Origin of the sequence: Streptomyces sp. cg40, assembly GCF_050320165.1 — a bacterium.
Taxonomy (GTDB): Bacteria; Actinomycetota; Actinomycetes; order Streptomycetales; family Streptomycetaceae; genus Streptomyces; species Streptomyces hokutonensis.
In genome coordinates this window covers 10,089,036-10,110,996 of sequence record NZ_CP190128.1, presented here as the reverse complement: position 1 = coordinate 10,110,996, position 21,961 = coordinate 10,089,036, and the positions used below count along the sequence as shown (strand labels likewise).

Below are 21,961 nucleotides of genomic sequence, written 5' to 3'. Positions count from 1 at the left end.
GACCATGCGCGAGCGTGCATAATCTTCCTATGTCTAAGGTCCTCACCTCCCTCCCCACCGGCGAGCGCGTCGGCATCGCCTTCTCGGGCGGACTCGACACCTCGGTCGCGGTCGCCTGGATGCGCGACAAGGGTGCCGTCCCCTGCACCTACACCGCCGACATCGGCCAGTACGACGAGCCCGACATCGCCTCGGTGCCCGGCCGCGCGCAGGCCTACGGCGCCGAGATCGCGCGTCTGGTCGACTGCCGTGCGGCGCTGGTCGAGGAAGGTCTGGCCGCGCTGACCTGCGGGGCGTTCCACATCCGCTCCGGCGGGCGCGCCTATTTCAACACCACCCCGCTGGGCCGTGCCGTCACCGGCACCCTGCTGGTCCGGGCGATGCTGGAGGACGACGTCCAGATCTGGGGCGACGGCTCGACCTTCAAGGGCAACGACATCGAGCGGTTCTACCGCTACGGCCTGCTCGCCAACCCGCATCTGCGGATCTACAAGCCCTGGCTGGACGCGGACTTCGTGACCGAGCTCGGCGGCCGCAAGGAGATGTCGGAGTGGCTGGTCGCGCACCAGCTGCCGTACCGGGACAGCACGGAGAAGGCGTACTCCACCGACGCCAACATCTGGGGCGCCACCCACGAGGCCAAGACGCTGGAGCACCTGGACACCGGCGTGGAGACCGTGGAGCCGATCATGGGCGTCCGCTTCTGGGACCCGTCGGTCGAGATCGCCACCGAGGACGTGACGATCGGCTTCGACCAGGGCCGCCCGGTGACCATCAACGGCAAGGAGTTCGCCTCCCCCGTCGACCTGGTGATGGAGGCCAACGCCATCGGCGGCCGGCACGGCCTGGGCATGTCGGACCAGATCGAGAACCGGATCATCGAGGCGAAGAGCCGCGGTATCTACGAGGCGCCCGGCATGGCCCTGCTGCACGCGGCCTACGAGCGGCTCGTGAACGCGATCCACAACGAGGACACCGTCGCCCAGTACCACAACGAGGGCCGGCGTCTCGGTCGCCTGATGTACGAGGGCCGCTGGCTGGACCCGCAGGCCCTGATGGTCCGGGAGTCCCTCCAGCGCTGGGTCGGCTCGGCGATCACCGGTGAGGTCACCCTGCGGCTGCGGCGCGGCGAGGACTACTCGCTGCTCGACACCTCGGGCCCGGCGTTCAGCTACCACCCGGACAAGCTCTCCATGGAGCGCACCGAGGACTCGGCGTTCGGCCCGGTCGACCGCATCGGCCAGCTGACCATGCGCAACCTCGACATCGCCGACTCCCGCGCCAAGCTGGAGCAGTACGCCGTGCTCGGTCTGATCGGCAGCGGCAACGCGGCGATCGGTGCCGCGCAGGCCGCCGCGACCGGTCTCATCGGCAGCATGCCGGAGGGCGGCGCCGAGGCCATCGCGTCCCGCGGCGAGGTCTCCGAGGACGAGGCACTGCTGGACCGCGCCGCGATGGAGTCCGGCACGGACTGACCGAACTCCGGGGATCAGTAGCGCCGTTGGGCCGGTTCGACGCGTTCGCCGTCGGGCCGGCCCTTCGTCGGTCGGGGTGCGGACAGCGGCCCGCGTACCCTTCCCTCGTGACCACAAGCGAGACGGTCGGCCCGAGTGTCGACGCGATGATCGATGACCTCCGGACCCTCGTCGAGGTCGAGTCCCCCTCCCGCGACCTGGACGCCCTGGGGAAGTCGGCGGAAACCGTGGCCTCCGTCATCGAGGGCCGACTCGGCGGGAAGGCCGTACTCGTCGACAGCGCGGGCGGCCCGCACGTCAACTGGTCCGGCGGTGGCACACCCCGCGTGCTGATCCTCGGTCACCACGACACGGTGTTCCCGCTGGGCACCCTCGCGCGCCGCCCCTTCCTGGTCGAGGACGGCCGGGCGACCGGACCCGGTGTCTTCGACATGCTCGGCGGTCTGGTGCAGGCGATTCACGGGCTGGCGTCGCTCGACGACCTCTCGGGCGTCGAGATCCTGGTGACCGCCGACGAGGAGGTCGGCTCCCACGCCTCCCGGGCCCTCATCGAGGAACGCGCCCTCGCCTGCGGTGCCGTGCTGGTGGTCGAGGGCGCCGCCGACGGCGGGGGCGTCAAGACCGGCCGCAAGGGCTGCGGCACCTTCGAGGTGTCCGTCACTGGCCGGGCCTCGCACGCGGGCCTTGAGCCCGCCGCCGGAGTGAACGCGCTGGTCGAGGCGGCCCACCAGGTGCTGGCCATCGCGGAGTTGGGGCGGCCCGAGGTCGGTACGACGGTCACCCCGACCGTCGCCTCGGCGGGCACGCTGGACAACGTCGTACCGGCGGCGGCGACCGTCGTCGTGGACGTCCGGGTCGAGTCGCCCGAGGAGAAGGAGCGGATCGAGTCCGCGTTCGCCACCCTCACCCCACAGATCGACGAGGCCGTGATCACCGTACGGGGAAGTGTCGGCCGGCCGCCGATGCCCGAGTCGGCGGCGGCCGGGCTGTTCGCGGTGGCGCAACGGCTGCTCCCCGGTCTCGAGGGCAGGGCGGTCGGCGGTGGCAGCGACGGCAACTTCACGGCCGCGCTGGGAGTGCCGACACTCGACGGCCTCGGCGCGGTCGGGGGCGGGGCGCACGCCGATCACGAGTACCTGGTCGTCGCGTCGATGTCCGAGCGGGCCCGTCTCGTCGCCGGACTGGTGGACGCGATCCGGAGTGTTTGATCCCGGGCATGTCAGGACCGCCCGGACGGCATCAACCGACCGGTGAAGAGCCATACTTGACCATACGGGGGATTGTCCCGTCCTGGCCTGAATCGGGAGAGCGGCATCCGGTGAGCAGCATCAGCAAGGTGGCGGGCAAGGTCGAGGTACGGCTCCGCTGGGATCCGAGTCCCTGGGGCAGCCGGCCGTGCCGGCTGGACATCATCGCGGCGACCTACACGGCCGCCGCCCCGCACGGACGTCCGGTATACGTCGTCAACTCCGAGAACCGCTCGCCGGACGGCACCATCAACATGAGCTGGCACAGCGAGACCGGTCAGGGGTACGGCGACATCGAGGTGATGGTGCTGGAACTCGACCGCCTGGCCGCGTCCTTCGGGCGGGTGGTCGTCGGAGTGGCCATCCATCAGAACGGCGGGACGCGGACCTTCAGCGACCTGTCGCACGCCAGAGCCCTGGTCGTGGAGGGGTACAAGGAGCTGCTGTCGGACGACTTCACCAAGGTGGGCGGGTCCACCGCGGCGACCGTCGGGGAGTTCACCAAGGACGCCTCCGGGGACTGGGAGTTCCGCCCGATGGTGCGCGGGTTCGACAGCGAGCCGCTCGGCTTCAGTGCGGAGATGGGCAGCGTGCCTCAGGCCTGACCGGCCGGTCCGCTTTGAACTGCGGGAGCAGGGTAGCGGCGGTCGGGCGCCTGTGGCGAAGTTCGTGGACCACGCCGAGGACGATGGCGGTGCCCACCGCCACCAGGTGCTCGCGGCCCGCCAGGTTGGGCTTCACGATCGACTCCCACACCATGGACCCGCCGGTGAGGACGAACACGACGGGCGCACGGCGGACGACGGCGAGATAGGTGAAGAGTCCTACGACCGCCGCGGACGGCCCGGTGTCGAGGACGTGCCCGATCTCGGGCCGCAGGCCGATGCCCCCGCAGCCGGGCCCGATCAGGAGCATGAGGCGCACGGTGAGGGTGCCGGCCAGGGTGGTCGCGTAGGCGACGACCAGGGTGCGGACCCGGCCGAGGGCCAGTTCGGCGAGCGCGAACGCCAGGAACAGCTGGGTGATGCCGGCCCACACGGGCAGGTCCAGGGCAGGCACGTACAGCGATATCGGGGTACGCAGCAGGGCGAGCCACAGCGGCAGGTCGCCCTGGACGCCGCCGATGTCCCGGACGATCGACGCGCCGCCAGGCCGCTGTGCCAGCGCATGGAAGAAGATGACACCGAAGGCTGCCACGAACGCCAGGGACATACCCGGCAGTCCGCGCCGCAGCAGCTGTCGTACGGGATCGACGACGATGCCCTGCCATTCACCCCGCAGTGTGCGCCAGATGAACACGCTCTCCCCACTCCCCCACCCTCGGACGAACACACGGATCGGAATCTAGCCCCCTGACGGGGTCAGGTGTGTCTCGGTTCGGGCCGGAGTGGTGTTGCGGCTCGCGGACGGTACACATGGGGCTGATATTGAAGAGTGGGAAGTGTTCCCGACGGTTGGCCGACGACCGCAGGCAGTGGGAGGGCCGGTGCGTATCTCCGGAGATCCGGCCGGTTCCACCGCGACCGACGCAGGGCACCGGACGACGCCTCCGCTCAGCTGGGCCGCGGTGCTGTTCTGGCTGGTCAGCATCACCGCGCTGGTGGCGTTGACAGGTATCGCCCTGGGCCGCGACACCCGGCCGGCCCCCTTTCTGGTGGTGCTGCCCGCGCTCATCGCCGGGCGCGGCACCGTGCGGCAGACCACAGTGGCGTCCGTGTGGGTGACGATCGTGATCGTCGGCTCCCTCTTCGACAGCCCGCTGCACACGGTGGGGGCGGACGCGGCGGTCATCGCCTTCGCCCTGGTGTTCAACGGCCTCAGCGTGGCCCGGGCGGCGCAGCGGATCCGCTGGGAGGGCGAGATCGCCCGGCTGCGCTCGGCGGCGGCGGCGCTGCAACGGCAGATCCTGCGCCCGTTCCCTCTCATGACCGACCAGTTGCTGGTCCACGGTCTGTACCGGCCGGTGGAGGAGGACAGCCGGGTGGGCGGCGACGTCTACGAGGTCGTCGCCTCCCCCTACGGCACCCGGGTCTTCATCGCCGATGTCCAGGGCAAGGGCCTCCAGGCGATCAGCGCGGCCTTCGCGGTACTGAGCGCCTTCCGCGAGGCGGCCGTGGCCGAGCCCACGCTCACCGCCGTGGTGGACGCCCTGGAGGAGGCGGTGCTGCGGCACAACTCCTTCGCGGCGCAGACCGGTGAGCGGGAGCGGTTCGTGACGGCGATCGTCCTGGGCGTCGACGGCGAGCAGGAGGTCCAGGCGATCAACTGCGGTCATGTGGCACCGCTGCTGCTCCGCGACGAGCGGGCCGATCCGGTACTGCGGCAAGAACCGTGTGTGCCGCTGGGCCTGGACGCGCTGGCCCCCGAGCCCCGTACCGTCGAGTGGTTCGCCTTCCCCGCCGACGGCACACTCCTGCTCTGCACGGACGGCGTCACCGAGGCACGCGATCCGTCCGGAACCTTCTACCCACTGGAGGAGCGGGCGGCGGCCTGGTGCGATGTCCTGCCGAAGGACGTTCCGGCCACCGTCTACGGCGATCTGCGCCGCCATACGGCGGGCATGCCCCGCGACGACACCGCGCTGCTGGTGCTGCGCCGCAGGGGCGACGCGGGCCTTCTCTGACAGGGCGGGACGGTCAGGGTCGGCCGCCCTGGCGGGGGTCGCCCGCGGTGAGGTGTTCGAGGACCTCGGCCAGTTCCTGGCAGGCCTGTTCCACCGAGATTCTGGTGTTGCGCTGCTCGGTGATGACGGAGGAGAGCAGCAGGGCGGTGAGGGCCATGGTGCCGTTGAAGGCCTGGAGTTTCACCATGACCTCAACATGGGTCAGGTCGGCGAAGGGGCCCGACTCCCGGGTCGCCGCGATGGTGGCCATGACGGACGCGAACAGGGCGCACAGCATGCTGCCCGCGAACCGGAACCGCAGTGCGGCCCAGATCAGCAGGGGATAGATCAGGAACAGCAGGCTCACGTGGCTGTGGGTGACCAGGGGGACGATGACGGCGATGGTGACCACCAGCAGCAGGGCCTCCTTCCAGCGGTGCAGGTCCAGCGGGAGACTCACCGTGCGCAGCATGAGCAGGAGCGGGGTGACGATGAGCACGCCCATCGCGTCCCCCACCCACCAGCCCAGCCAGACCGGCCAGAAGGAGTGCGCGGCCAGCTTGTCCGTGACGACGAGCAGGACGGCCCCGCAGCTCGCGCTGATCAGCATGGCGGTCAGGGCGCCCAGGAAGACCAGGGCGAGTCCGTCGCGGAGTCTGCCGAGGTCGGTGCGGAAGCCCACCCGGCGCAGCATGAGGTACGCGCAGACGGGGGCCACGGTGTTGCCGGCGAGGACGACGAGCGCGGTCGGCTGGAGCGAGGAGGTGAGGGACATGATCACGAAGAGGATGCCGAGGGCGATGCCGGGCCAGACCCGCAGGCCGAAGATCAGCAGGGCGGCGACCGCTACGCCGGTGGGAGGGTAGATCGGGGTGAACACGGCGCCCTCGACCACGAGCTCGCGGAGCAGGCCGAGCCGTCCCGCCGCGAAGTAGCAGCCGGCGACGGCCAGCGTCAGGAGGGCGTACCCGGCCGGTCGCCGCAGATCATCGAAACCCACCACAGCTGCCATCAGACACCGACCCCGCCGTGTCGGCGAGGCGAGCGACGCGAGGTGGCCCTACGGCCCGGATGGTCCGGTCTCGGGCGCGTCGTGTCCCACGACCAGTACGGCCGCGTCGTCCTCGTGCCCCACACGCTCGGCTCCCTTGATCACGGCGGCCGCGAGCGCACCGGCCTCCATGCCCGCCACTGCGGCGATTCCCGCCAGGCGCTTCACCTGGTCGAGGCCTTCGTCGACGCTCATGGAGGGGCCCTCCACCACGCCGTCGGTCACCAGGACGAAGACTCCGCCGGTGGTGAGCCGGTGCTCGGTCACCGGGTAGCGCTGTCCGGCGACGATGCCCAGCGGCGGTCCGCCCTCGTCGTCGGCGATACCGCAGCGGCCGTCGGCGGTGGCCCATACGGAGGGTATGTGGCCGGCCCGCGCGCTCTCCAGGACCCCGGTGGCCGGGTCGAGCCGGACGAAGGTGCAGGTCGCGAAGAGTTCGGTGCCCAGCGACAGGAGCAGGTCATTGGTCAGGGCGAGGAGTTCGCCGGGCTCGCTGGTGACGGAGGCGAGGGCGCGCAGACCGACCCGGACCTGGCCCATGAACGCGGCGGCCTCGATGTTGTGGCCCTGGACGTCGCCGATGGACAGGCCGATGCGCCCGTCGGGCATGGTGAAGGCGTCGTACCAGTCGCCGCCCACGTTGAGGCCGTGGTTGGCGGGCGAGTACTTCACCGCCAGGTGGAAGCGGGGAGTGACGGGCATGTCTCCGGGCAGCATGCCGCGTTGCAGGGCGACGGCCAGTTGCAGCAGGGAGCGTTGCAGCTCGGCCCGCTCGCGCGCCTGGGCGGTCAGCGTCCCGAGCCTGGCCAGCAGCTCGTCGCCGTCGTCCGTCGGGCGTATCCGCGACATCGACCACTCCAAAGGGGTTGGTACCGCTATAAGCATAAAGAACCGATTTTTCTCCTCCCGGGTGCGGACACGGGAACGGCCCGGCCACCGCCGTAGCGGGGCCGGGCCGACCGGTCGTTCGCGCTGTGTCAGCCCTGGCGGGCCTTGAAGCGCGGGTCCTTCTTGTTGATGACGAACGTCACACCGCGACGGCGGACCACCTGCGCGCCGGGCTTGGCCTTCAGCGAGCGCAGGGACTTGCGGACCTTCATGACTGCCTCCCGTAGCGGCGCTCGAAGCGCTCCACACGGCCGGCGGTGTCCACGACCCGTGTGTTGCCGGTGTAGAAGGGGTGGCTGGCCGACGAGATCTCGACGTCGATCAGCGGGTAGGTGTTCCCGTCCGCCCACTCGATCGTGCGCGCGGACTGCGCGGTCGAGGTGGTGAGGAACGCGGTGTCCGCGGCACGGTCGCGGAAGACGACCGGACGGGACACGGGGTGGATGCCAGACCTCATGGTGTTTCCTTCCTCAGGCCGTCCCCGGAGGGACGGCCGCTCTGCGGGGTTCAGCGCTGTTCGCGGAATTCGACGTGCTCACCGGCGACCGGGTCGTACTTGCGCAGGACCAGCCGGTCGGGGTCGTTGCGACGGTTCTTGCGCGTCACGTAGGTGACGCCGGTCCCGGCCGTCGACCTGAGGGTGACGACGGGACGGATCGTGGTGCGTGCCATAAGGACCTCCTTCCGCCCACATCCCGGGATATTGTCCCGAGCATGTCAGCTACATGCGTTCCAACACCGGCACCCCTCGGCGCATTCCCGCCGTCTAGACGCGTAGCGCGGCCCGCTCCCGAGCCGCTCGTACGGCCTGGGAGAGGCCCTCGATGTCGTACGCGCCGTAGTGGCGGCGGCCGTTCACGAAGAAGGTGGGCGTGCCCGCGACCCCGCTGAGGTCGGCCGACTCCACGTCCTCGGCGACGTGGCCGGCCCCGGCGTGGGCCCGCATGTCGCGTTCGAAGCGGGCTGTGTCCAGGCCGATCTGTTCGGCGTAGCCCCGCAGGTCCTTGAGGCGCAGGGCGCCCTGGTGGCTGAGCAGCAGGTCGTGCATGGCCCAGTAGCCGCCCTGGAGCGCGGCTGCCTCGGCCGCCTCGGCGGCGAGCTGGGCGTGCAGGTGGACGTCGGTGAGCGGGAGGTGCCGCCACACATAGCGCACCTCGTCCCCGAAGTCGCCGAGCAGTTCGCGGACGACCGGCTCGGCCTGGCCGCAGTACGGGCACTCGTAGTCGCCGTACTCCACGACGGTCACCGGGGCGTGCCGCGGGCCGCGCAGGTGGTCGCGGTCGGGGTCGACGGGGACGGACAGGTCGACGATGGTCTCCGCCTTGCCGAACAGCACGCGGGGCCGGATCTGCGGCGGCAGCAGTCCGATCACCCCGGTGACCAGCCGGGACACCAGGAAGGAGCCGACGACGGCGCTGAGGATGCCCGTCTTCGCGTCCTCCAGGGTGGTCCCGTCGAAGGCGAGCGTCGCGATCAGCAGGGAGACGGTGAAGCCGACGCCCGCCAGGGTGCCACCCGCGGTCACGGCGCCCCAGCCGACCGGCGGCCGGACCCGGCCCCGGGACAGGACGCCGGTCAGCGCCGTCGAGGAGATGATGCCGAGCGGCTTGCCGACGACGTACCCGATGAGGATGCCCAGCCCGACGGGCGAGGTGAAGGCCCTGGCCAGCTGCTCACCGCTGATCTGGAGCCCGGCGTTGGCCAGCGCGAACAACGGGACAACGACATAGCTCGCCCACGGGTGGTACATGCGCTGGAGGCGGTCGTTCGGGGAGATGGACGCGGCGATGCCGGCCCGTACATCGCGTTCCAGCTCGGGCGTGGGCTGCTCGCGGAAGAGCCGGAACAGTCCGGTGGCGCGCTCCAGGTCGTCGCGTCCCGCCGGGTAGGCGAAGGTGATCAGGCCCATGGCGAGCCCGATGACGACGGGGTCCACGCCCGATTCGAGCAGCGCGACCCAGGCGACGACCCCGAGCAGCGCGTACACGGGGCCCCGCCGCACCCTGAACCGCCTCAGCAGCACGACGACGGCGAAGGTGCCCACGGCGGTCAGGAGCGCCGGTACGGCGATGTGGTCGCTGTAGAAGACGGCGATCACCACGAGCGCCAGGAAATCGTCGACGACGGTGATCGTGAGGAGGAAGACGCGCAGTCCGGGCGGCATGTCCCGGCCCACGACGGCCAGCATGCCGAGCGCGAACGCCGTGTCGGTGGACATCGCCGCGCCCCAGCCGCCCGCCGTGCCGTGGCCGGCGTTGATCGCCAGGTAGATGCCGATCGGCACGAGCATGCCGCTCAGGCCCGCGACGAGCGGCAGGGCCAGTCGCTTGCGTTCGCGCAGCTCGCCCATGTCGAACTCGCGGCGCGCCTCCAGGCCGACGACGAGGAAGAACAGCGTCATCAGCCCGCTGTTGACCCACTCGCGCAGATCGAGGGAGACCCCGTGCGAGCCGAGCCGGACGGAGAGATGGGTCCCCCAGAACGACTCGTACGCCGACGGTGCGACATTGGCCCAGACGAGCGCGACCAGCGCCGCCGCCACGAGGACGGCGGCGCTTCCGGTCTCGGTCCGCAGGAAGTCGCGGAGCGGGGTGCGGGCTTCGTCGCCGCACGACGTCTGCCCCGTGTAGTCGGTGGCTTCGAGGGACATACGGGGTTCAACTCCACCTGGCGTCGTGACTCACGTGTCGGCCCAACACCGGCCGCCCCACCGTTCATTCCGGCCACGGGCGGCACACGGCCGACCGTACGGTCAGCCGCCCAGCGCCGCCCCGACCACGGCCCTGGCCTCCTCCTGGACCTGACCGAGGTGGTCGGGGCCGAGGAAGGACTCGGCGTAGATCTTGTACACATCCTCGGTGCCGGAGGGCCGCGCCGCGAACCAGGCGTTGGCGGTGGTCACCTTGATGCCGCCGAGGGCCGCGCCGTTGCCGGGCGCCTCGGTGAGTACACCGGTCACCGGCTCACCGGCGAGGGTGTCGGCGGTGACCTGCGCGGGCGAGAGCTTGGCGAGCAGCGCCTTCTCCTCGCGGGACGCGGGGGCGTCGATCCGCGCGTAGGCCGGGGTGCCGAAGCGGTCCGTGAGGCCGGCGTAGTGCTGCGAGGGCGTCTTCCCGGTGACCGCGGTGATCTCGCTGGCGAGCAGCGCCAGGATGATGCCGTCCTTGTCGGTGGTCCACACGGAGCCGTCCCGGCGCAGGAAGGACGCGCCGGCCGACTCCTCGCCGCCGAAACCGAGCGAGCCGTCAACCAGTCCGTCCACGAACCACTTGAAGCCGACGGGTACCTCGACCAGCCGGCGTCCGAGGTCGGCGGCGACCCGGTCGATCATCGAGGAGGACACCAGCGTCTTGCCGACCCCGGCGTCCGCGGGCCACTGCCCGCGGTGGGCGTAGAGGTACGAAATGGCCACGGCCAGATAGTGGTTGGGGTTCATCAGACCGGCGTCCGGGGTGACGATGCCGTGCCGGTCGGAGTCGGCGTCGTTGCCCGTGGCGATGTCGAACCGGTCGCGCTGGGCGATCAGCGAGGCCATCGCGTACGGCGACGAGCAGTCCATGCGGATCTTGCCGTCCCAGTCCAGCGTCATGAACCGCCAGGTCGGGTCCGTGAGCGGATTGACCACGGTCAGATCGAGCCGGTGCACCTCGGCGATCCGGCCCCAGTAGGCGACGGACGCCCCGCCCAGCGGGTCGGCGCCGATCCGCACACCGGCCGCCCGGATCGCGTCCAGGTCGAGCACGCTCGGCAGGTCGGCGACGTACGTGCCGAGGAAGTCGTAGCGGCCCGTGCCGGGGGCGGCGAGGGCCTGCGTGTACGGGATGCGGCGGACGTCCTTCATGCCGCTCGCGATGATCTCGTTGGCGCGGTCCTGGATCCAGGAGGTGATCTCGGAGCCGGCCGGGCCGCCGTTGGGCGGGTTGTACTTGAAGCCGCCGTCGGCGGGCGGGTTGTGCGAGGGGGTGACCACGACGCCGTCCGCGAGGCCCGAGGTCCGGCCCCGGTTGTGGGTGAGGATGGCGTGGGACACCGCCGGGGTGGGCGTGTAGCCGTCCGTGCTGTCGATGAGGACCGTGACCTCGTTGGCGGCGAACACCTCCAGCGCGGTGACCTGCGCGGGCTCGGACAGCGCGTGGGTGTCGGCGCCGAGGAAGAGCGGGCCGTCGGTGCCCTGGCCCGCCCGGTACTCGCAGATGGCCTGGCTGGTGGCAGCGATGTGGTCCTCGTTGAACGCCGTGTTCAGCGAGGAACCGCGGTGCCCGGAGGTGCCGAACGCGACGCGCTGCCCCGGCTCGGCGGGGTCCGGGTGCAGCGCGTAGTAGGCGGTGACCAGTCGGGCTACGTCTACGAGATCCTCGGCACGGGCCTGTTCGCCCGCTCGCTCGTGTGGCATCTGCCCGCTCCTCCATGTCGACCGACTTCGCGTACGGCCCCATCTTTCCTCGTCAGGGGCGCGTTTAGCGAGTAGACCCCGGCCGCCTGTGGAAAACCCGGGCCCGCGCTGTCCGTCAGTACCGGTGGCGCCGGTCCAGTTGCTTCAGGACCGCGCCCGCCATGGCCGCCTCGCCCCTCGCGTTGGGGTGCGCCGGAGCCGCCGGGGAGGCGGGCTGAAGGGGCTCGATCCAGCGGTCGGCGGGCGCCTTGCACATGTCGTGGCCGACGGTCGGGCCGTAGGTGTCGACGTACTCCGCGCCGTTGAGCGCGGCGACCAGACGGAGCATCAGGTTGAGGCGCTTGCCGGTGTCGCGGAGATAGGGGAAGTCCTTGGCGGCGAACGGCACCGAGGGGTAGCAGCCGCTGCCGTCGTCGGGCAGGAGGTCCGGGTAGCCGACGACGAGCACGCGCGCGTGCGGCGCCTTCTTGTGGACCGCGCGCAGCACCTTGGTCACCTTCGGCGCGGTGTTGAGGATGTTCAGCGCCAACTGGTCGACGCCGGAGGAGTTGTAGTAGCGCTGGCAGGGGTTGCCCGCCAGGTCCGTGGCGCTGAGCTTGACGCAGGTGCCGATGATGGTGCTGAACCCGATGTCGTTGCCGCCGATCTGGACGGTCACCAGGTCCGTGTCCCGCTGTACGGCGTCCAGTTGGGGCGGGTTGGTGCCCTGCGCCTGCCACATCTCCGCGGTCGTCGCCCCGCTGCAGCTGACGTCCGTGAGGACGGTCCCTCTCTGGTCCGCCGTCACCACGGAGGGGTAATTGTGGTCGGAGCGGGCGCAGTTGGCGTCCACCTGGGTCGGTATGTACGGGCCCGACGTGTAGGAGTCCCCGAGCGCCACGTACTGCGTGGTGCGGTCGTGGCCGTGCCCCGAGTCGTGTGCCGCCGCGGGCGCCGCGGAGGCGACGACGAGGGCGCAGCCGCTGACCGCCGCCGCGACCGCCACGGCCCTGCCGCGGTGGTGCGCCGAGGCGGCCGGATGCGTCTCACGGTTCATGGAGTTCCTCCCCCAGGTAGGAGACGGCGCGACAGGACACCCCGACGTGGTCGTCTCTCCTTCAACTGGCCTTGTATACCGGTCGGTATCCCCGCGGTGCCAGAGGTCGGAAGGGAGGAGTTCGCTGCCCCCAGGGGCAGGGCCCGCCGAAATGGTTCGGCCGGTTCGGTGGCCGGTTCCCGGCGCCGTGCACATGGACCGCCTCCGCCGGGTATCTCTACCGCAGGCACCAACGCGCTTGGGGGTGGGGGGAGTTGGCGCTGTTGACGCAGAGGTTGCGGAGGCACGAGAAGCGCGCGTCGCGCCGTGCGCGGCGGCGCGAGATGATCCGCGCGCTGCGCGCCCAGGGTCGCTACGGCCCCGGACTGCGCGAGGTGCTGCCCGCGCTGGTGGTCGTGGCCGTCGTCGTGTGCGGGATCGTGGCCGGCCTCGCCGTGGCGTACCGCGCCCTCGGCACCGGCGCGCTCGTGGGCGGTCTGGCGCTGCTCGGCGTGATCGCCGTGGCCGCGGTCGTGCACCACCGGCCGCTGGCCCGTCGCCGCCTGGGTTTCTACACGCCCGAGGAGATCGCCGATCTCGATGTGGAGGGCCTCGCGCTGGCCGTGTCCCGGATGCTGCGCCGCGACGGCTGGCGGGCCCTCGCCCGGCCCGACGCGCTGGGCCAGCCGCGGGTCCGGGCCCGTGACCGGCGCGGTCGCCGTCTGGAGGTGGCCTTCCGGCCGGTCGCCGAACCGCTGCCCGACGAGGAGGCACCGACGCGCTCGGGCCGCACGGCCGGCTCCGGGCCGCACCTGCGTCTCGTGGTCCACCGGGGGACCTTCAGCGGCCGTGATGTGCAGTGGGCGCGTCGTCAGGGCGGCGTCCAGCTCATCGACGGCACGCGGTTACGGCGCTGGGCCCACGGCACTCCCCTGCACCAGCTGACCGACGTCCCGTGAAACGCGGAACGAGCCGCGGGCACGACACCCACGGCTCGTTCGCGGTACGGCCCGTCAGCCCTCGCAGTGGTTGCCCACAGCCGGGTTCAGCAGACCGATCACGTTGATCGTGTTGCCGCACACGTTGAGGTCCAGGTCGATGGGGATCTGGACGACGTTTCCGGAGAGCACGCCCGGGCTGTCGACGGCGACACCGACGGGGTCGGGGTCCGCGCTCGCCGTACCGGCGCACAGCAGCAGTGCCGCACCCGCCAGACCCACCGCGGCCGTCAGACGCTTCCTCATGGAGAACTCCTGTCATTCGGAGGGGCATGTCCCTCCACGCTGAGGGTGCTCCCGGGGGTGACGACACTCTTCGGCGTCCGAACGGGTGGTGGCCGCCCCTCCGGGCCGCCCGCTCAGACCGTCAGTCCGGCGGCGACCGTCGCCCCGAGTTCCCAGCAGGCCTCGGTGCCGGCCCTGTCGGGCTCGCCGGTGAGCGTCACCGGCTCCGCGACCCGCCGCCAGCCCAGCCCGGTCGTGATCGACTCGATACCGCGCACGGCCCCCGTCACATCGTTCCCGCCGTGCACGTAGTACCCGAAGGGCCTGCCGCGCGTCTCGTCCAGGCACGGGTAGTAGACCTGGTCGAAGAAGTGCTTCAACGCGCCGGACATATAGCCGAGGTTCGCGGGCGTGGCGAGCAGATACCCGTCGGCGGCCAGCACGTCGGACGCGGTCGCGGACAGCGCGGCACGCCGTACGACCTGCACGTTCTCGATCTCCGGGGTGGTCGCTCCGGAGACGGCGGCCTCGAACATCGCCTGGCAGTTGGGCGAGGGGGTGTGATGGACGATCAGGAGGGTGGGCACGGGGTGAACCTACCCGTCGGCCGGCATCACCTTGGTCACCTTGCCCTGAGGAGTGGCTTCCAGGTAGCCGCTCGTCCCATGCGAGTCGCTCAGGTAGGCGGACATGTACTCAGGGGCGTTGAAGGTTTTCCACGGGCCCTGGACCACCAGGTAACGGAACGTCGGATTCTTCACCTTGAGCACCTTGTCCGCCTGCTTGAACAACGCGGGAACGGCGTCCCAGCGGTACTTGCCCAGGTCCAGTGGCTCGAGCCCATCCATCAGCGTGCTCTCGATGATGCCCTTCTCCACACCGCTGCCGGCCCGGTAGGTGTACGTGTCGTACTCGGTCTTGCTGCCCTTGACCATGACTTCTGCCGAGACGTAGTCCGGATAAACGGTCAAGCCACCGAAGCTGTCCCGCCCCGTCTCCTTCTCAATGGCCTTGATCGCGGTGCGGATGCCGTTGGGAGTGAGCAGGTCCGTGGTCTTCGCGGAGGCCGAGCTGGAAGGCGTGGTGGTGGGTGAACTCTGCTCCGTCTGTCCGGTCGCTCCCGGGGACGTGCTCGCACCCTTGTCGTCGCTGTTCCCGCCCGGCAGCACCTTCCAGGCGAGCGTTCCGATCAGCAGTACGCCCACGACGCTGGAGGCGACCGCGACGCCCGGTCGCCCGCGTCGCCGGGCCACCTGCATGTCGTCGGTGGTCGGCAGCACAGGCAGCACCGGCGGGGCCGGGGGCGCGAGCGGGTACGACGTGGTCTCGGGGCCGCGGGCCACCGGCTGGGCCGCCGCCGTCGCCAGCATCCGCCCCACCGTCCCCGCGTCCGGCCGCGCCTCGGGATCGCGGACGAGCACACACGACAGCAGCGGCGTCAGCGACCCGGCCCGTACCGGTGGCGGGACCTCCTCCTGGAGTACGGCGGCCAGGGTGGCCAGGGTCGTACCGCGCCGGAGCGGGTGGTGGCCCTCGACGGCGACGTAGAGCATCATCGCCAGCGACCAGAGGTCGGCGGCGGGGCCGCCGCTGTGGCCGGAGACGCGTTCCGGGGCCATGTAGTCGGGGGTGCCGATGATGGAGCCGGTGGCGGTGAGGGCCGTGGCGTCGCGGATCGCGGCGATGCCGAAGTCCGTGAGGACGGGGCGGCCGTCGGTGCGCAGCAGGACGTTGGCGGGTTTCACGTCGCGGTGCTGGACGCCCGCCATGTGCGCCGCGTCAAGGGCGTCGAGCACTCCGGAGCCGAGCCGGGCGGCCTCGGCCGGTGCCATCGGTCCCCGCTCCAGCCGGTCGGCCAGTGAGCCGCCCTGGACGAGTTCCATGACGAGCCAGGGGTAGGTGCCCTCGCCGCCGTCGACGATGTGATGGATCGTCACCACGTTCGGGTGCTCGACCCGGGCCAGTGCCCGTGCCTCGCGCAGGACGCGCTGGCGGAGCATCTCGGCCGCGCCGGGGTCGTACTCGGCGAGGTCGACGTCCGGCGGCCGGACTTCCTTGATGGCGACGTACCGGTGCAGCAGCAGGTCGCGGGCGCGCCACACCGTGCCCATGCCTCCGCCGCCGAGCCGGGCCTCCAGCTCGAAGCGGCCGTCGACGACCCGTCTGTCGGGCTCCCCCTCGTTCATGCGGAGGAGCTTATGTGACGAACGTGCACTGCTGTGCCGCGCGTTCGGTGATTGAGAAACGTCCGGGCCGACCCGTGAGGGCCGACCCGGACGTCAGGTGGTGCGGGGTGCTCAGACGAGGTCGAAGCGGTCCAGGTCGGAGACCTTGGCCCAGGCGGCGACGAAGTCGTTCACGAACTTCTCCTTCGCGTCGTCGCTCGCGTAGACCTCGGCGAGCGCGCGGAGTTCGGAGTTCGAGCCGAAGACCAGGTCGGCACGGGTGCCGGTCCACTTGACGGCGCCGGAGACGTCGCGGCCCTCGAAGGTCTGCTGGTCCGAGGAGGTCGAGGACCAGGTGGTGCCCAGGTCGAGCAGGTTGACGAAGAAGTCGTTCGTCAGCGTGCCGACCTTGTCGGTGAGGACACCGTGGCTGGACTGGCCCTGGTTGGCGCCCAGGACGCGCAGGCCGCCGACGAGGACGGTCAGCTCGGGGGCGGTCAGCGTGAGCAGGTTGGCCCGGTCGAGCAGCAGGTACTCGGCGGGGAGGCGGTTGCCCTTGCCGAGGTAGTTGCGGAAGCCGTCGGAGGCCGGCTCCAGCGCGGCGAACGACTCGGGGTCGTTGTGCTCCTCGGTCGCGTCGACACGGCCCGGCGTGAAGGGGACCTCCACGGCGACGCCGCCGTCCTTGGCGGCCTTCTCGACCGCGGCGGCACCGCCGAGGACGATCAGGTCGGCGAGGGAGACCTTCTTGGCGCCGGAGTTGAACTCCTGCTGGACGCCTTCGAGGACCCGCAGCACCTGGGCGAGCTGGTCGGGGTCGTTGGCCTCCCAGCCGCGCTGCGGCTCCAGGCGGATGCGGGCACCGTTGGCGCCGCCGCGCTTGTCGCTGCCGCGGAAGGTGGACGCGGAGGCCCACGCGGCGGAGACGAGCTGCGAGACGGTCAGGTCCGAGGCGAGGATCTTCGCCTTGAGGGCCGTGACGTCGGCGGCGTCGATGGTCTCGCCCTCGGCCTGCGGCAGCGGGTCCTGCCACAGCAGGGTCTCGGACGGGACCTCCGGGCCGAGGTACAGGGACTTCGGGCCCAGGTCGCGGTGGGTCAGCTTGAACCACGCGCGGGCGAAGGCGTCCGCGAACTCGGCCGGGTTCTCGTGGAAGCGCTTGGAGATCTCACCGTAGATCGGGTCGAAGCGCAGCGAGAGGTCGGTGGTGAGCATCGTGGGGAGCTTCTTGGCGTCGCTGTGGGCGTCGGGGATGATCGCCTCGGCGTCCTTGGCCACCCACTGGTTGGCGCCGGCGGGGCTCTGGGTGAGCTCCCACTCGTAGCCGAAGAGGATGTCGAAGAAGTCGTTGCTCCACTGGGTGGGCTTGGTGGTCCAGGTGACCTCGAGACCGGAGGTGATGGCGTCGCCGCCCTTGCCGGTGCCGTAGGTGGACTTCCAGCCCAGGCCCTGCGCCTCGAGCGGGGCGGCCTCGGGGTCGGCGCCGACCAGGTCGGCGTCACCGGCGCCGTGGGTCTTGCCGAAGGTGTGGCCACCGGCGATGAGGGCGACGGTCTCCTCGTCGTTCATCGCCATCCGGCGGAAGGTCTCACGGATGTCGCGGGCGGCGGCCAGCGGGTCCGGGTTTCCGTTGGGGCCCTCGGGGTTGACGTAGATGAGGCCCATCTGGACGGCGCCGAGCGGGTTCTCCAGCTCACGGTCGCCGCTGTAGCGCTGGTCGTCGAGCCAGGTGGTCTCGGGACCCCAGTAGACGTCCTCGTCGGCCTCCCAGACGTCGGCGCGGCCGCCGCCGAAGCCGAAGGTCGTGAAGCCCATGGTCTCCAGCGCCACGTTGCCGGTGAGGATCATGAGGTCGGCCCAGGAGATGGACTGGCCGTACTTCTTCTTGACCGGCCACAGCAGACGGCGGGCCTTGTCGAGGTTGCCGTTGTCCGGCCAGCTGTTGAGGGGCGCGAAGCGCTGCTGGCCGCGGCCGCCACCGCCGCGGCCGTCGCTGATGCGGTAGGTGCCGGCGCTGTGCCAGGCCATGCGGATCATCAGCGGGCCGTAGTTGCCGAAGTCCGCCGGCCACCAGTCCTGCGAGGTGGTCAGTACCTCGGCGATGTCCTGTTTGACGGCGGCGAGGTCGAGGGCACCGAACGCCTCGGCGTAGTCGAAGTCCGCGCCGAGCGGGTTCGCGACCACCGGGTCCTTGGCGAGGATCTTCAGGTTGAGGCGCTCCGGCCACCACTGACGGTTGCCGCCGCCCTGGGTGGGGTGCGCGGCGCGCCCGTGCGCGACGGGGCAGCCTCCGGCGTCCTCCGACTTCGCGTCCGTGACGATTGCGTCGTGGTTCTCAGACATGGGAATCCTTCCAAACGGGGTGGATCACGTGACTCAGGAACTGGGGGCGGCGGTACAGGTGGGGCACAGACCCCAGTAGATGACCTCGGCCTCGTCGATCGAGAAGCCGTGGTCGTCGGAGGCGGTCAGACAGGGGGCCTCGCCGACCGCGCAGTCGACGTCGGCGACGGAACCGCACGACCTGCACATGAGGTGGTGGTGGTTGTCGCCGACGCGTCCTTCGAAGCGGGCGGGGCTGCCTGCCGGTTCGATACGGCGTATGAGTCCGGCCGAGGTCAGCGCGTGCAGGGCGTCGTAGACGGCCTGGAGCGATATGTGTCCTACGCGGTCACGGACCCCGGACGCGACCGCCTCGACATCGAGGTGGTCGCCGTGCCGAACGGTCTCCAGCAGTGCGACGCGGGCTGCCGTCACCCGCAGGCCGGCACCGCGCAGCTCCTCGGCGGTGGTCGGAGGCGGGGAAGCGGTCATGGCGCTCAACCTACAGCCATAAACACGAGTGATTCAAGAAAACAAACGGTTCAAGTTTGATGTCGTGCCGGGGTGACCGGTGCGGAGCGGTCCCAGGCGGTGTCGGTGACCCCACGTTCCCGCAATGTCGCCTTGCGAACTTTGCCCGTCCCGGTGAGCGGGAGCTCACGGAGGGTGTCGATGTGGTGGGGCACCGCAAACGCGGGCAGGTCCTGCGCACAGTGGCGTACGAGGTCCCGGAGATCCAGCACCTGCCCGGGCGGGGACCACGGGGACCATGACCTCGTGCGAGGAGACGTTCTCGCCGCGCCGCCGGATGACGTCCTTGATCCGGTCGACGAACCGGAACCACCCGTCGGGCTCGCGCACCACCCGGTCGCCGGTGCGCCGCCACTCGGTGGCGCCGGGCTTGGGCTCCCCCAAGTGGCCGGTGCAGAAGGCGAATCGGTGTGCACTGCGCACCAGCAGCTCGCCGGGGACTCCGTCCGGGACGGGGTCGAGCAGTTCGTCGGCCACGCGCACGGAGAAGCCCTCGCGCACGGTGCCGAGGCCGATCCGCTCGGTGGCGAAGGCCGCGGCGGTGAGCGTGGTGAACACATCCCGCCACAGCAACTGCGAGTCGGGGAACCACACTTGGTCGAAGCCGAGCTCCTCGGCCCGCCGTACGGTCCGGGCCACCCGGTCCGCCCGGCCGCAGGGCGGGACGCGCACGCCGATCCGCAGCGGTTCCTCGCCGACGCCCACCGGGTCGACGCCCACCGATATGTCGCAGTTCATGAAAAGGACCCTAGGGACGGGCGGGAGGCCACCGAACAGCAGCGGTCCGCTCAGCGATCCGCCGCCGGATTGTGCGCCGGCGCTGCTGAATGCGATGAACGGGATCGGTTGGACGCGCGCGGCGGGCGCGGGCAGAGTTGGCGCGGTGAACCACATCGCAGATCCGGGGCGCTACGACAGCACGATGCGCTACCGCCGCACGGGCCGTTCGGGGCTCGACCTGCCCTTGCTCTCGCTGGGCTACTGGCACAACTTCGGTGACGACCGACCCTTCGAGACCCAGCGCGAGATCGCGCTGCGCGCCTTCGACCTCGGCATCACCCACCACGACCTGGCCAACAACTACGGCCCGCCCTACGGCGCCGCCGAGCAGAACTTCGGCCGGCTGCTGAAGCAGGACCTCGCGCCCTACCGGGACGAGCTGATCGTCTCCACCAAGGCCGGCTGGGACATGTGGCCCGGCCCCTACGGCCAGGGCGGCGGCTCCCGCAAGTACGTCCTCGCCTCGCTCGACCAGTCCCTCAAGCGGACCGGCCTCGACTACGTGGACATCTTCTACTCCCACCGCCTCGACGCCGGCACCCCGCTCGAAGAGACCATGGGCGCGCTGGACACCGCCGTCCGCCAGGGCAAGGCGCTCTACGTCGGCATCTCGTCCTACGACGCCGAGCGGTCCCGCCAGGCCGCCGCGATCCTCCGCGAGCTGGGCACACCGCTGCTCATTCACCAGCCGTCGTACAGCATGCTCAACCGGTGGATCGAGGACGACGGGCTGCTCGACGCCGCTCAGGACGAGGGCTTCGGGGTGATCGGCTTCACCGCGCTGGCGCAGGGGCTGCTGACCGGGCGGTACCTGGACGGGATTCCGGAGGGGTCGCGGGCCGCGCAGGGCACGTCGTTCGACGCGGGCTGGCTGACCGAGGACATGGTGCGCCGACTGCGCGCGCTGAACGACATCGCGGCCAAGCGCGGTCAGACGCTGGCGCAGATGGCGCTCGCCTGGGCGCTGCGCGACGAGCGGGTCACCTCGCTGGTCATCGGTGCCTCGCGCGCGGAGCAGCTCGAACAGAACGTGGCCGCGCTGGAGAACCTCGACTTCAGCGACGAGGAGCTGACCGAGATCGACTCGTACGCCGTCGACGGCGGGGTGGATCTGTGGCGGGACGCGCGGACTGGGAAACTCGGCTGAGTCGTGAGGTGCCACCGGGCGCCTTGGAGGACGCAGCGGAGGCGTGGAGTACATGACAGTTGACGGCTCGGTCGAGAGCACGGACGGCACCGTCGGCGGCGAGGGAACCGTCCCGACCACGCAGGCGGTGCTGGAGTCCCTGACTCCCAGCGCGACCTTTCTCGTCGTCACCGTGGAGCCCGGCGGCGAGGAGACCGCACGCCAACTCCTCGCCGATCTGGGCGGGTTGATCCGGTCCATCGGGTTCCGCGCGCCGGACGGCCGGCTCAGCTGTGTGACCGGCGTCGGGTCGGAGGCGTGGGACCGGCTGTTCGACGGCCCGCGCCCCGCCGAGCTGCACCCGTTCCGCGAACTCGCCGGCGACCGTCACACCGCCGTCTCCACCCCGGGCGACCTGCTGTTCCACATCAAGGCCGTACGGGCCGACCTGTGCTTCGAACTGGTCACCGAGATCATGGCCCGGCTGGGCGGCGCGGTCTCCGTGCGCGACGAGGTGTCCGGCTTCCAGTACTTCGACGTACGGGATCTGCTGGGCTTCGTCGACGGCACCGAGAACCCCTCCGGGGAGGCGGCCCGCCAGGCGGTGGTGATCGGTGGCGAGGACCCGGAGTTCGCGGGCGGCAGCTATGTGATCGTGCAGAAGTACGTCCACGACATGGCGGCCTGGAACGCGTTGACGGTCGAGCAGCAGGAACGCGTCGTCGGGCGCACGAAGTTGACCAACATGGAGATGGACGACGACGTCAAACCGGCCGACTCGCACATCGCGCTCAACGTCATCACGGGCCCGGACGGCACCGAGCGGAAGATCCTGCGCGACAACATGCCGTTCGGCAGCGCGGGACAGGGCGAGTTCGGCACCTACTTCATCGGGTACGCCCGCACTCCCTCGGTCACCGAGCAGATGCTGCGGAACATGTTCCTGGGCACCGACTCCGCCTCCCACGACCGCATCCTGGACTTCTCCACGGCCGTGACCGGGAGCCTCTTCTTCGTCCCCTCGGCGGACTTCCTGGACGACCTGCCCGCCTCCCCGGTTCTCCAGGGCGAGCAACTTAAGTGAACGGTTAACCAGCCGTTGACACCCCCGTCCGCCGGGCGCCCAATGAGGCCCGGACATGG

At 70.8% G+C, this 21,961-nt stretch carries 22 protein-coding genes; 7 read left to right on the top strand and 15 right to left on the bottom strand.

The window, feature by feature from the left end:
- Positions 1 to 29: 29 nt before the first annotated feature.
- The 3 genes from argG to ACQHII_RS45555 all read left to right on the top strand — a co-directional run bounded on the left by argG (position 30) and on the right by ACQHII_RS45555 (position 3,327).
- Positions 30 to 1,475 carry an argininosuccinate synthase gene (gene argG / locus ACQHII_RS45565; RefSeq protein WP_427924810.1) on the top strand — a complete coding sequence of 482 codons (1,446 nt, stop codon included), beginning with the start codon at positions 30 to 32 and terminating at the stop codon, positions 1,473 to 1,475.
- A 146-nt stretch (positions 1,476 to 1,621) separates the two neighbouring features.
- Positions 1,622 to 2,683: a M20/M25/M40 family metallo-hydrolase gene (locus ACQHII_RS45560; protein ID WP_427925548.1), complete on the top strand. Its 1,062-nt coding sequence runs from the start codon at positions 1,622 to 1,624 to the stop codon at positions 2,681 to 2,683.
- Positions 2,684 to 2,793: 110 nt separating this feature from the next.
- A complete protein-coding gene (locus tag ACQHII_RS45555) occupies positions 2,794 to 3,327 on the top strand; it encodes a TerD family protein (protein WP_427924809.1) in 534 nt (177 codons plus the stop codon).
- On the opposite strand, the gene ACQHII_RS45550 is transcribed toward ACQHII_RS45555, so the two are convergent.
- Positions 3,293 to 4,021 (bottom strand): hypothetical protein, encoded by a 729-nt coding sequence (locus ACQHII_RS45550; RefSeq protein WP_427924808.1) that lies wholly within the window; start codon positions 4,019 to 4,021, stop codon positions 3,293 to 3,295. The genes ACQHII_RS45555 and ACQHII_RS45550 overlap by 35 nt on opposite strands.
- A gap of 187 nt (positions 4,022 to 4,208) precedes the next feature.
- Between ACQHII_RS45550 and ACQHII_RS45545 the strand changes: the two genes are divergently transcribed.
- Complete coding sequence (locus ACQHII_RS45545; RefSeq protein WP_427924807.1) at positions 4,209 to 5,345, top strand: PP2C family protein-serine/threonine phosphatase; 1,137 nt, start codon at positions 4,209 to 4,211, stop codon at positions 5,343 to 5,345.
- A gap of 13 nt (positions 5,346 to 5,358) precedes the next feature.
- On the opposite strand, the gene ACQHII_RS45540 is transcribed toward ACQHII_RS45545, so the two are convergent.
- The 8 genes from ACQHII_RS45540 to ACQHII_RS45505 form a co-directional block, all read right to left on the bottom strand.
- Positions 5,359 to 6,336: an MASE1 domain-containing protein gene (locus tag ACQHII_RS45540; protein WP_427924806.1), complete on the bottom strand. Its 978-nt coding sequence runs from the start codon at positions 6,334 to 6,336 to the stop codon at positions 5,359 to 5,361.
- A gap of 48 nt (positions 6,337 to 6,384) precedes the next feature.
- Positions 6,385 to 7,224, bottom strand: a complete 840-nt coding sequence (locus ACQHII_RS45535) for a PP2C family protein-serine/threonine phosphatase (protein WP_427924805.1) — start codon at positions 7,222 to 7,224, stop codon at positions 6,385 to 6,387.
- A gap of 128 nt (positions 7,225 to 7,352) precedes the next feature.
- Positions 7,353 to 7,475 carry a type B 50S ribosomal protein L36 gene (gene ykgO, locus ACQHII_RS45530; RefSeq protein WP_006130958.1) on the bottom strand — a complete coding sequence of 41 codons (123 nt, stop codon included), beginning with the start codon at positions 7,473 to 7,475 and terminating at the stop codon, positions 7,353 to 7,355.
- Positions 7,472 to 7,720, bottom strand: a complete 249-nt coding sequence (locus ACQHII_RS45525; protein WP_317883668.1) for a type B 50S ribosomal protein L31 — start codon at positions 7,718 to 7,720, stop codon at positions 7,472 to 7,474. Before ACQHII_RS45525 ends, ykgO begins: the two co-directional genes overlap by 4 nt.
- Positions 7,721 to 7,770: 50 nt before the next feature.
- Positions 7,771 to 7,935, bottom strand: coding sequence for a 50S ribosomal protein L33 (gene rpmG, locus ACQHII_RS45520; RefSeq protein ID WP_427924804.1), 165 nt, complete (start codon positions 7,933 to 7,935; stop codon positions 7,771 to 7,773).
- 94 nt (positions 7,936 to 8,029) lie between these two features.
- Positions 8,030 to 9,913, bottom strand: coding sequence for a Na+/H+ antiporter NhaA (gene nhaA, locus ACQHII_RS45515; RefSeq protein WP_427924803.1), 1,884 nt, complete (start codon positions 9,911 to 9,913; stop codon positions 8,030 to 8,032).
- Positions 9,914 to 10,015: 102 nt separating this feature from the next.
- Positions 10,016 to 11,656 carry a phosphoglucomutase (alpha-D-glucose-1,6-bisphosphate-dependent) gene (gene pgm / locus ACQHII_RS45510; protein ID WP_427924802.1) on the bottom strand — a complete coding sequence of 547 codons (1,641 nt, stop codon included), beginning with the start codon at positions 11,654 to 11,656 and terminating at the stop codon, positions 10,016 to 10,018.
- Positions 11,657 to 11,771: 115 nt separating this feature from the next.
- Complete coding sequence (locus ACQHII_RS45505; protein WP_427924801.1) at positions 11,772 to 12,692, bottom strand: SGNH/GDSL hydrolase family protein; 921 nt, start codon at positions 12,690 to 12,692, stop codon at positions 11,772 to 11,774.
- Between the two features lie 263 nt (positions 12,693 to 12,955).
- On the opposite strand from ACQHII_RS45505, the gene ACQHII_RS45500 reads away from it, so the two are divergent.
- The gene (locus ACQHII_RS45500) at positions 12,956 to 13,630 is read left to right on the top strand and encodes a hypothetical protein (protein ID WP_427924800.1); all 675 of its coding nucleotides are present in this window, start codon (positions 12,956 to 12,958) and stop codon (positions 13,628 to 13,630) included.
- Positions 13,631 to 13,684: 54 nt separating this feature from the next.
- Here ACQHII_RS45500 and ACQHII_RS45495 read toward each other — a convergent pair whose 3' ends face one another.
- The 6 genes from ACQHII_RS45495 to ACQHII_RS45470 form a co-directional block, all read right to left on the bottom strand.
- Entirely contained in the window at positions 13,685 to 13,915 is a 231-nt protein-coding gene (locus ACQHII_RS45495) for a chaplin (RefSeq protein WP_427924799.1), read from the bottom strand.
- Positions 13,916 to 14,028: 113 nt separating this feature from the next.
- A complete protein-coding gene (locus tag ACQHII_RS45490) occupies positions 14,029 to 14,481 on the bottom strand; it encodes a flavodoxin family protein (protein WP_427924798.1) in 453 nt (150 codons plus the stop codon).
- Positions 14,482 to 14,490: 9 nt separating this feature from the next.
- Entirely contained in the window at positions 14,491 to 16,080 is a 1,590-nt protein-coding gene (locus ACQHII_RS45485) for a serine/threonine-protein kinase (protein ID WP_427924797.1), read from the bottom strand.
- A 111-nt stretch (positions 16,081 to 16,191) separates the two neighbouring features.
- Entirely contained in the window at positions 16,192 to 18,402 is a 2,211-nt protein-coding gene (gene katG, locus ACQHII_RS45480; protein WP_427924796.1) for a catalase/peroxidase HPI, read from the bottom strand.
- Positions 18,403 to 18,435: 33 nt separating this feature from the next.
- Positions 18,436 to 18,873 (bottom strand): Fur family transcriptional regulator, encoded by a 438-nt coding sequence (locus tag ACQHII_RS45475; RefSeq protein WP_427924795.1) that lies wholly within the window; start codon positions 18,871 to 18,873, stop codon positions 18,436 to 18,438.
- A 165-nt stretch (positions 18,874 to 19,038) separates the two neighbouring features.
- Positions 19,039 to 19,650, bottom strand: coding sequence for an LLM class flavin-dependent oxidoreductase (locus ACQHII_RS45470; protein WP_427924794.1), 612 nt, complete (start codon positions 19,648 to 19,650; stop codon positions 19,039 to 19,041).
- A gap of 145 nt (positions 19,651 to 19,795) precedes the next feature.
- On the opposite strand from ACQHII_RS45470, the gene mgrA reads away from it, so the two are divergent.
- Positions 19,796 to 20,839 (top strand): L-glyceraldehyde 3-phosphate reductase, encoded by a 1,044-nt coding sequence (gene mgrA, locus ACQHII_RS45465; RefSeq protein WP_427924793.1) that lies wholly within the window; start codon positions 19,796 to 19,798, stop codon positions 20,837 to 20,839.
- Between the two features lie 52 nt (positions 20,840 to 20,891).
- Complete coding sequence (locus tag ACQHII_RS45460) at positions 20,892 to 21,902, top strand: Dyp-type peroxidase (protein ID WP_427924792.1); 1,011 nt, start codon at positions 20,892 to 20,894, stop codon at positions 21,900 to 21,902.
- Positions 21,903 to 21,961 lie beyond the last annotated feature (59 nt).

Excerpts from the sequence above, each read along its gene's own strand:
- argG (WP_427924810.1), top strand. The coding sequence starts at position 30 with ATGTCTAAGGTCCTCACCTCCCTCCCCACCGGCGAGCGCGTCGGCATC.
- ACQHII_RS45560 (WP_427925548.1), top strand. The coding sequence starts at position 1,622 with ATGATCGATGACCTCCGGACCCTCGTCGAGGTCGAGTCCCCCTCCCGC.
- ACQHII_RS45540 (WP_427924806.1), bottom strand. The coding sequence starts at position 6,336 with ATGGCAGCTGTGGTGGGTTTCGATGATCTGCGGCGACCGGCCGGGTAC.
- ACQHII_RS45535 (WP_427924805.1), bottom strand. The coding sequence starts at position 7,224 with ATGTCGCGGATACGCCCGACGGACGACGGCGACGAGCTGCTGGCCAGG.
- ykgO (WP_006130958.1), bottom strand. The coding sequence starts at position 7,475 with ATGAAGGTCCGCAAGTCCCTGCGCTCGCTGAAGGCCAAGCCCGGCGCG.
- ACQHII_RS45525 (WP_317883668.1), bottom strand. The coding sequence starts at position 7,720 with ATGAGGTCTGGCATCCACCCCGTGTCCCGTCCGGTCGTCTTCCGCGAC.
- rpmG (WP_427924804.1), bottom strand. The coding sequence starts at position 7,935 with ATGGCACGCACCACGATCCGTCCCGTCGTCACCCTCAGGTCGACGGCC.
- nhaA (WP_427924803.1), bottom strand. The coding sequence starts at position 9,913 with ATGTCCCTCGAAGCCACCGACTACACGGGGCAGACGTCGTGCGGCGAC.
- pgm (WP_427924802.1), bottom strand. The coding sequence starts at position 11,656 with ATGCCACACGAGCGAGCGGGCGAACAGGCCCGTGCCGAGGATCTCGTA.
- ACQHII_RS45505 (WP_427924801.1), bottom strand. The coding sequence starts at position 12,692 with ATGAACCGTGAGACGCATCCGGCCGCCTCGGCGCACCACCGCGGCAGG.
- ACQHII_RS45495 (WP_427924799.1), bottom strand. The coding sequence starts at position 13,915 with ATGAGGAAGCGTCTGACGGCCGCGGTGGGTCTGGCGGGTGCGGCACTG.
- ACQHII_RS45485 (WP_427924797.1), bottom strand. The coding sequence starts at position 16,080 with ATGAACGAGGGGGAGCCCGACAGACGGGTCGTCGACGGCCGCTTCGAG.
- katG (WP_427924796.1), bottom strand. The coding sequence starts at position 18,402 with ATGTCTGAGAACCACGACGCAATCGTCACGGACGCGAAGTCGGAGGAC.
- ACQHII_RS45475 (WP_427924795.1), bottom strand. The coding sequence starts at position 18,873 with ATGACCGCTTCCCCGCCTCCGACCACCGCCGAGGAGCTGCGCGGTGCC.
- ACQHII_RS45470 (WP_427924794.1), bottom strand. The coding sequence starts at position 19,650 with ATGAACTGCGACATATCGGTGGGCGTCGACCCGGTGGGCGTCGGCGAG.
- ACQHII_RS45460 (WP_427924792.1), top strand. The coding sequence starts at position 20,892 with ATGACAGTTGACGGCTCGGTCGAGAGCACGGACGGCACCGTCGGCGGC.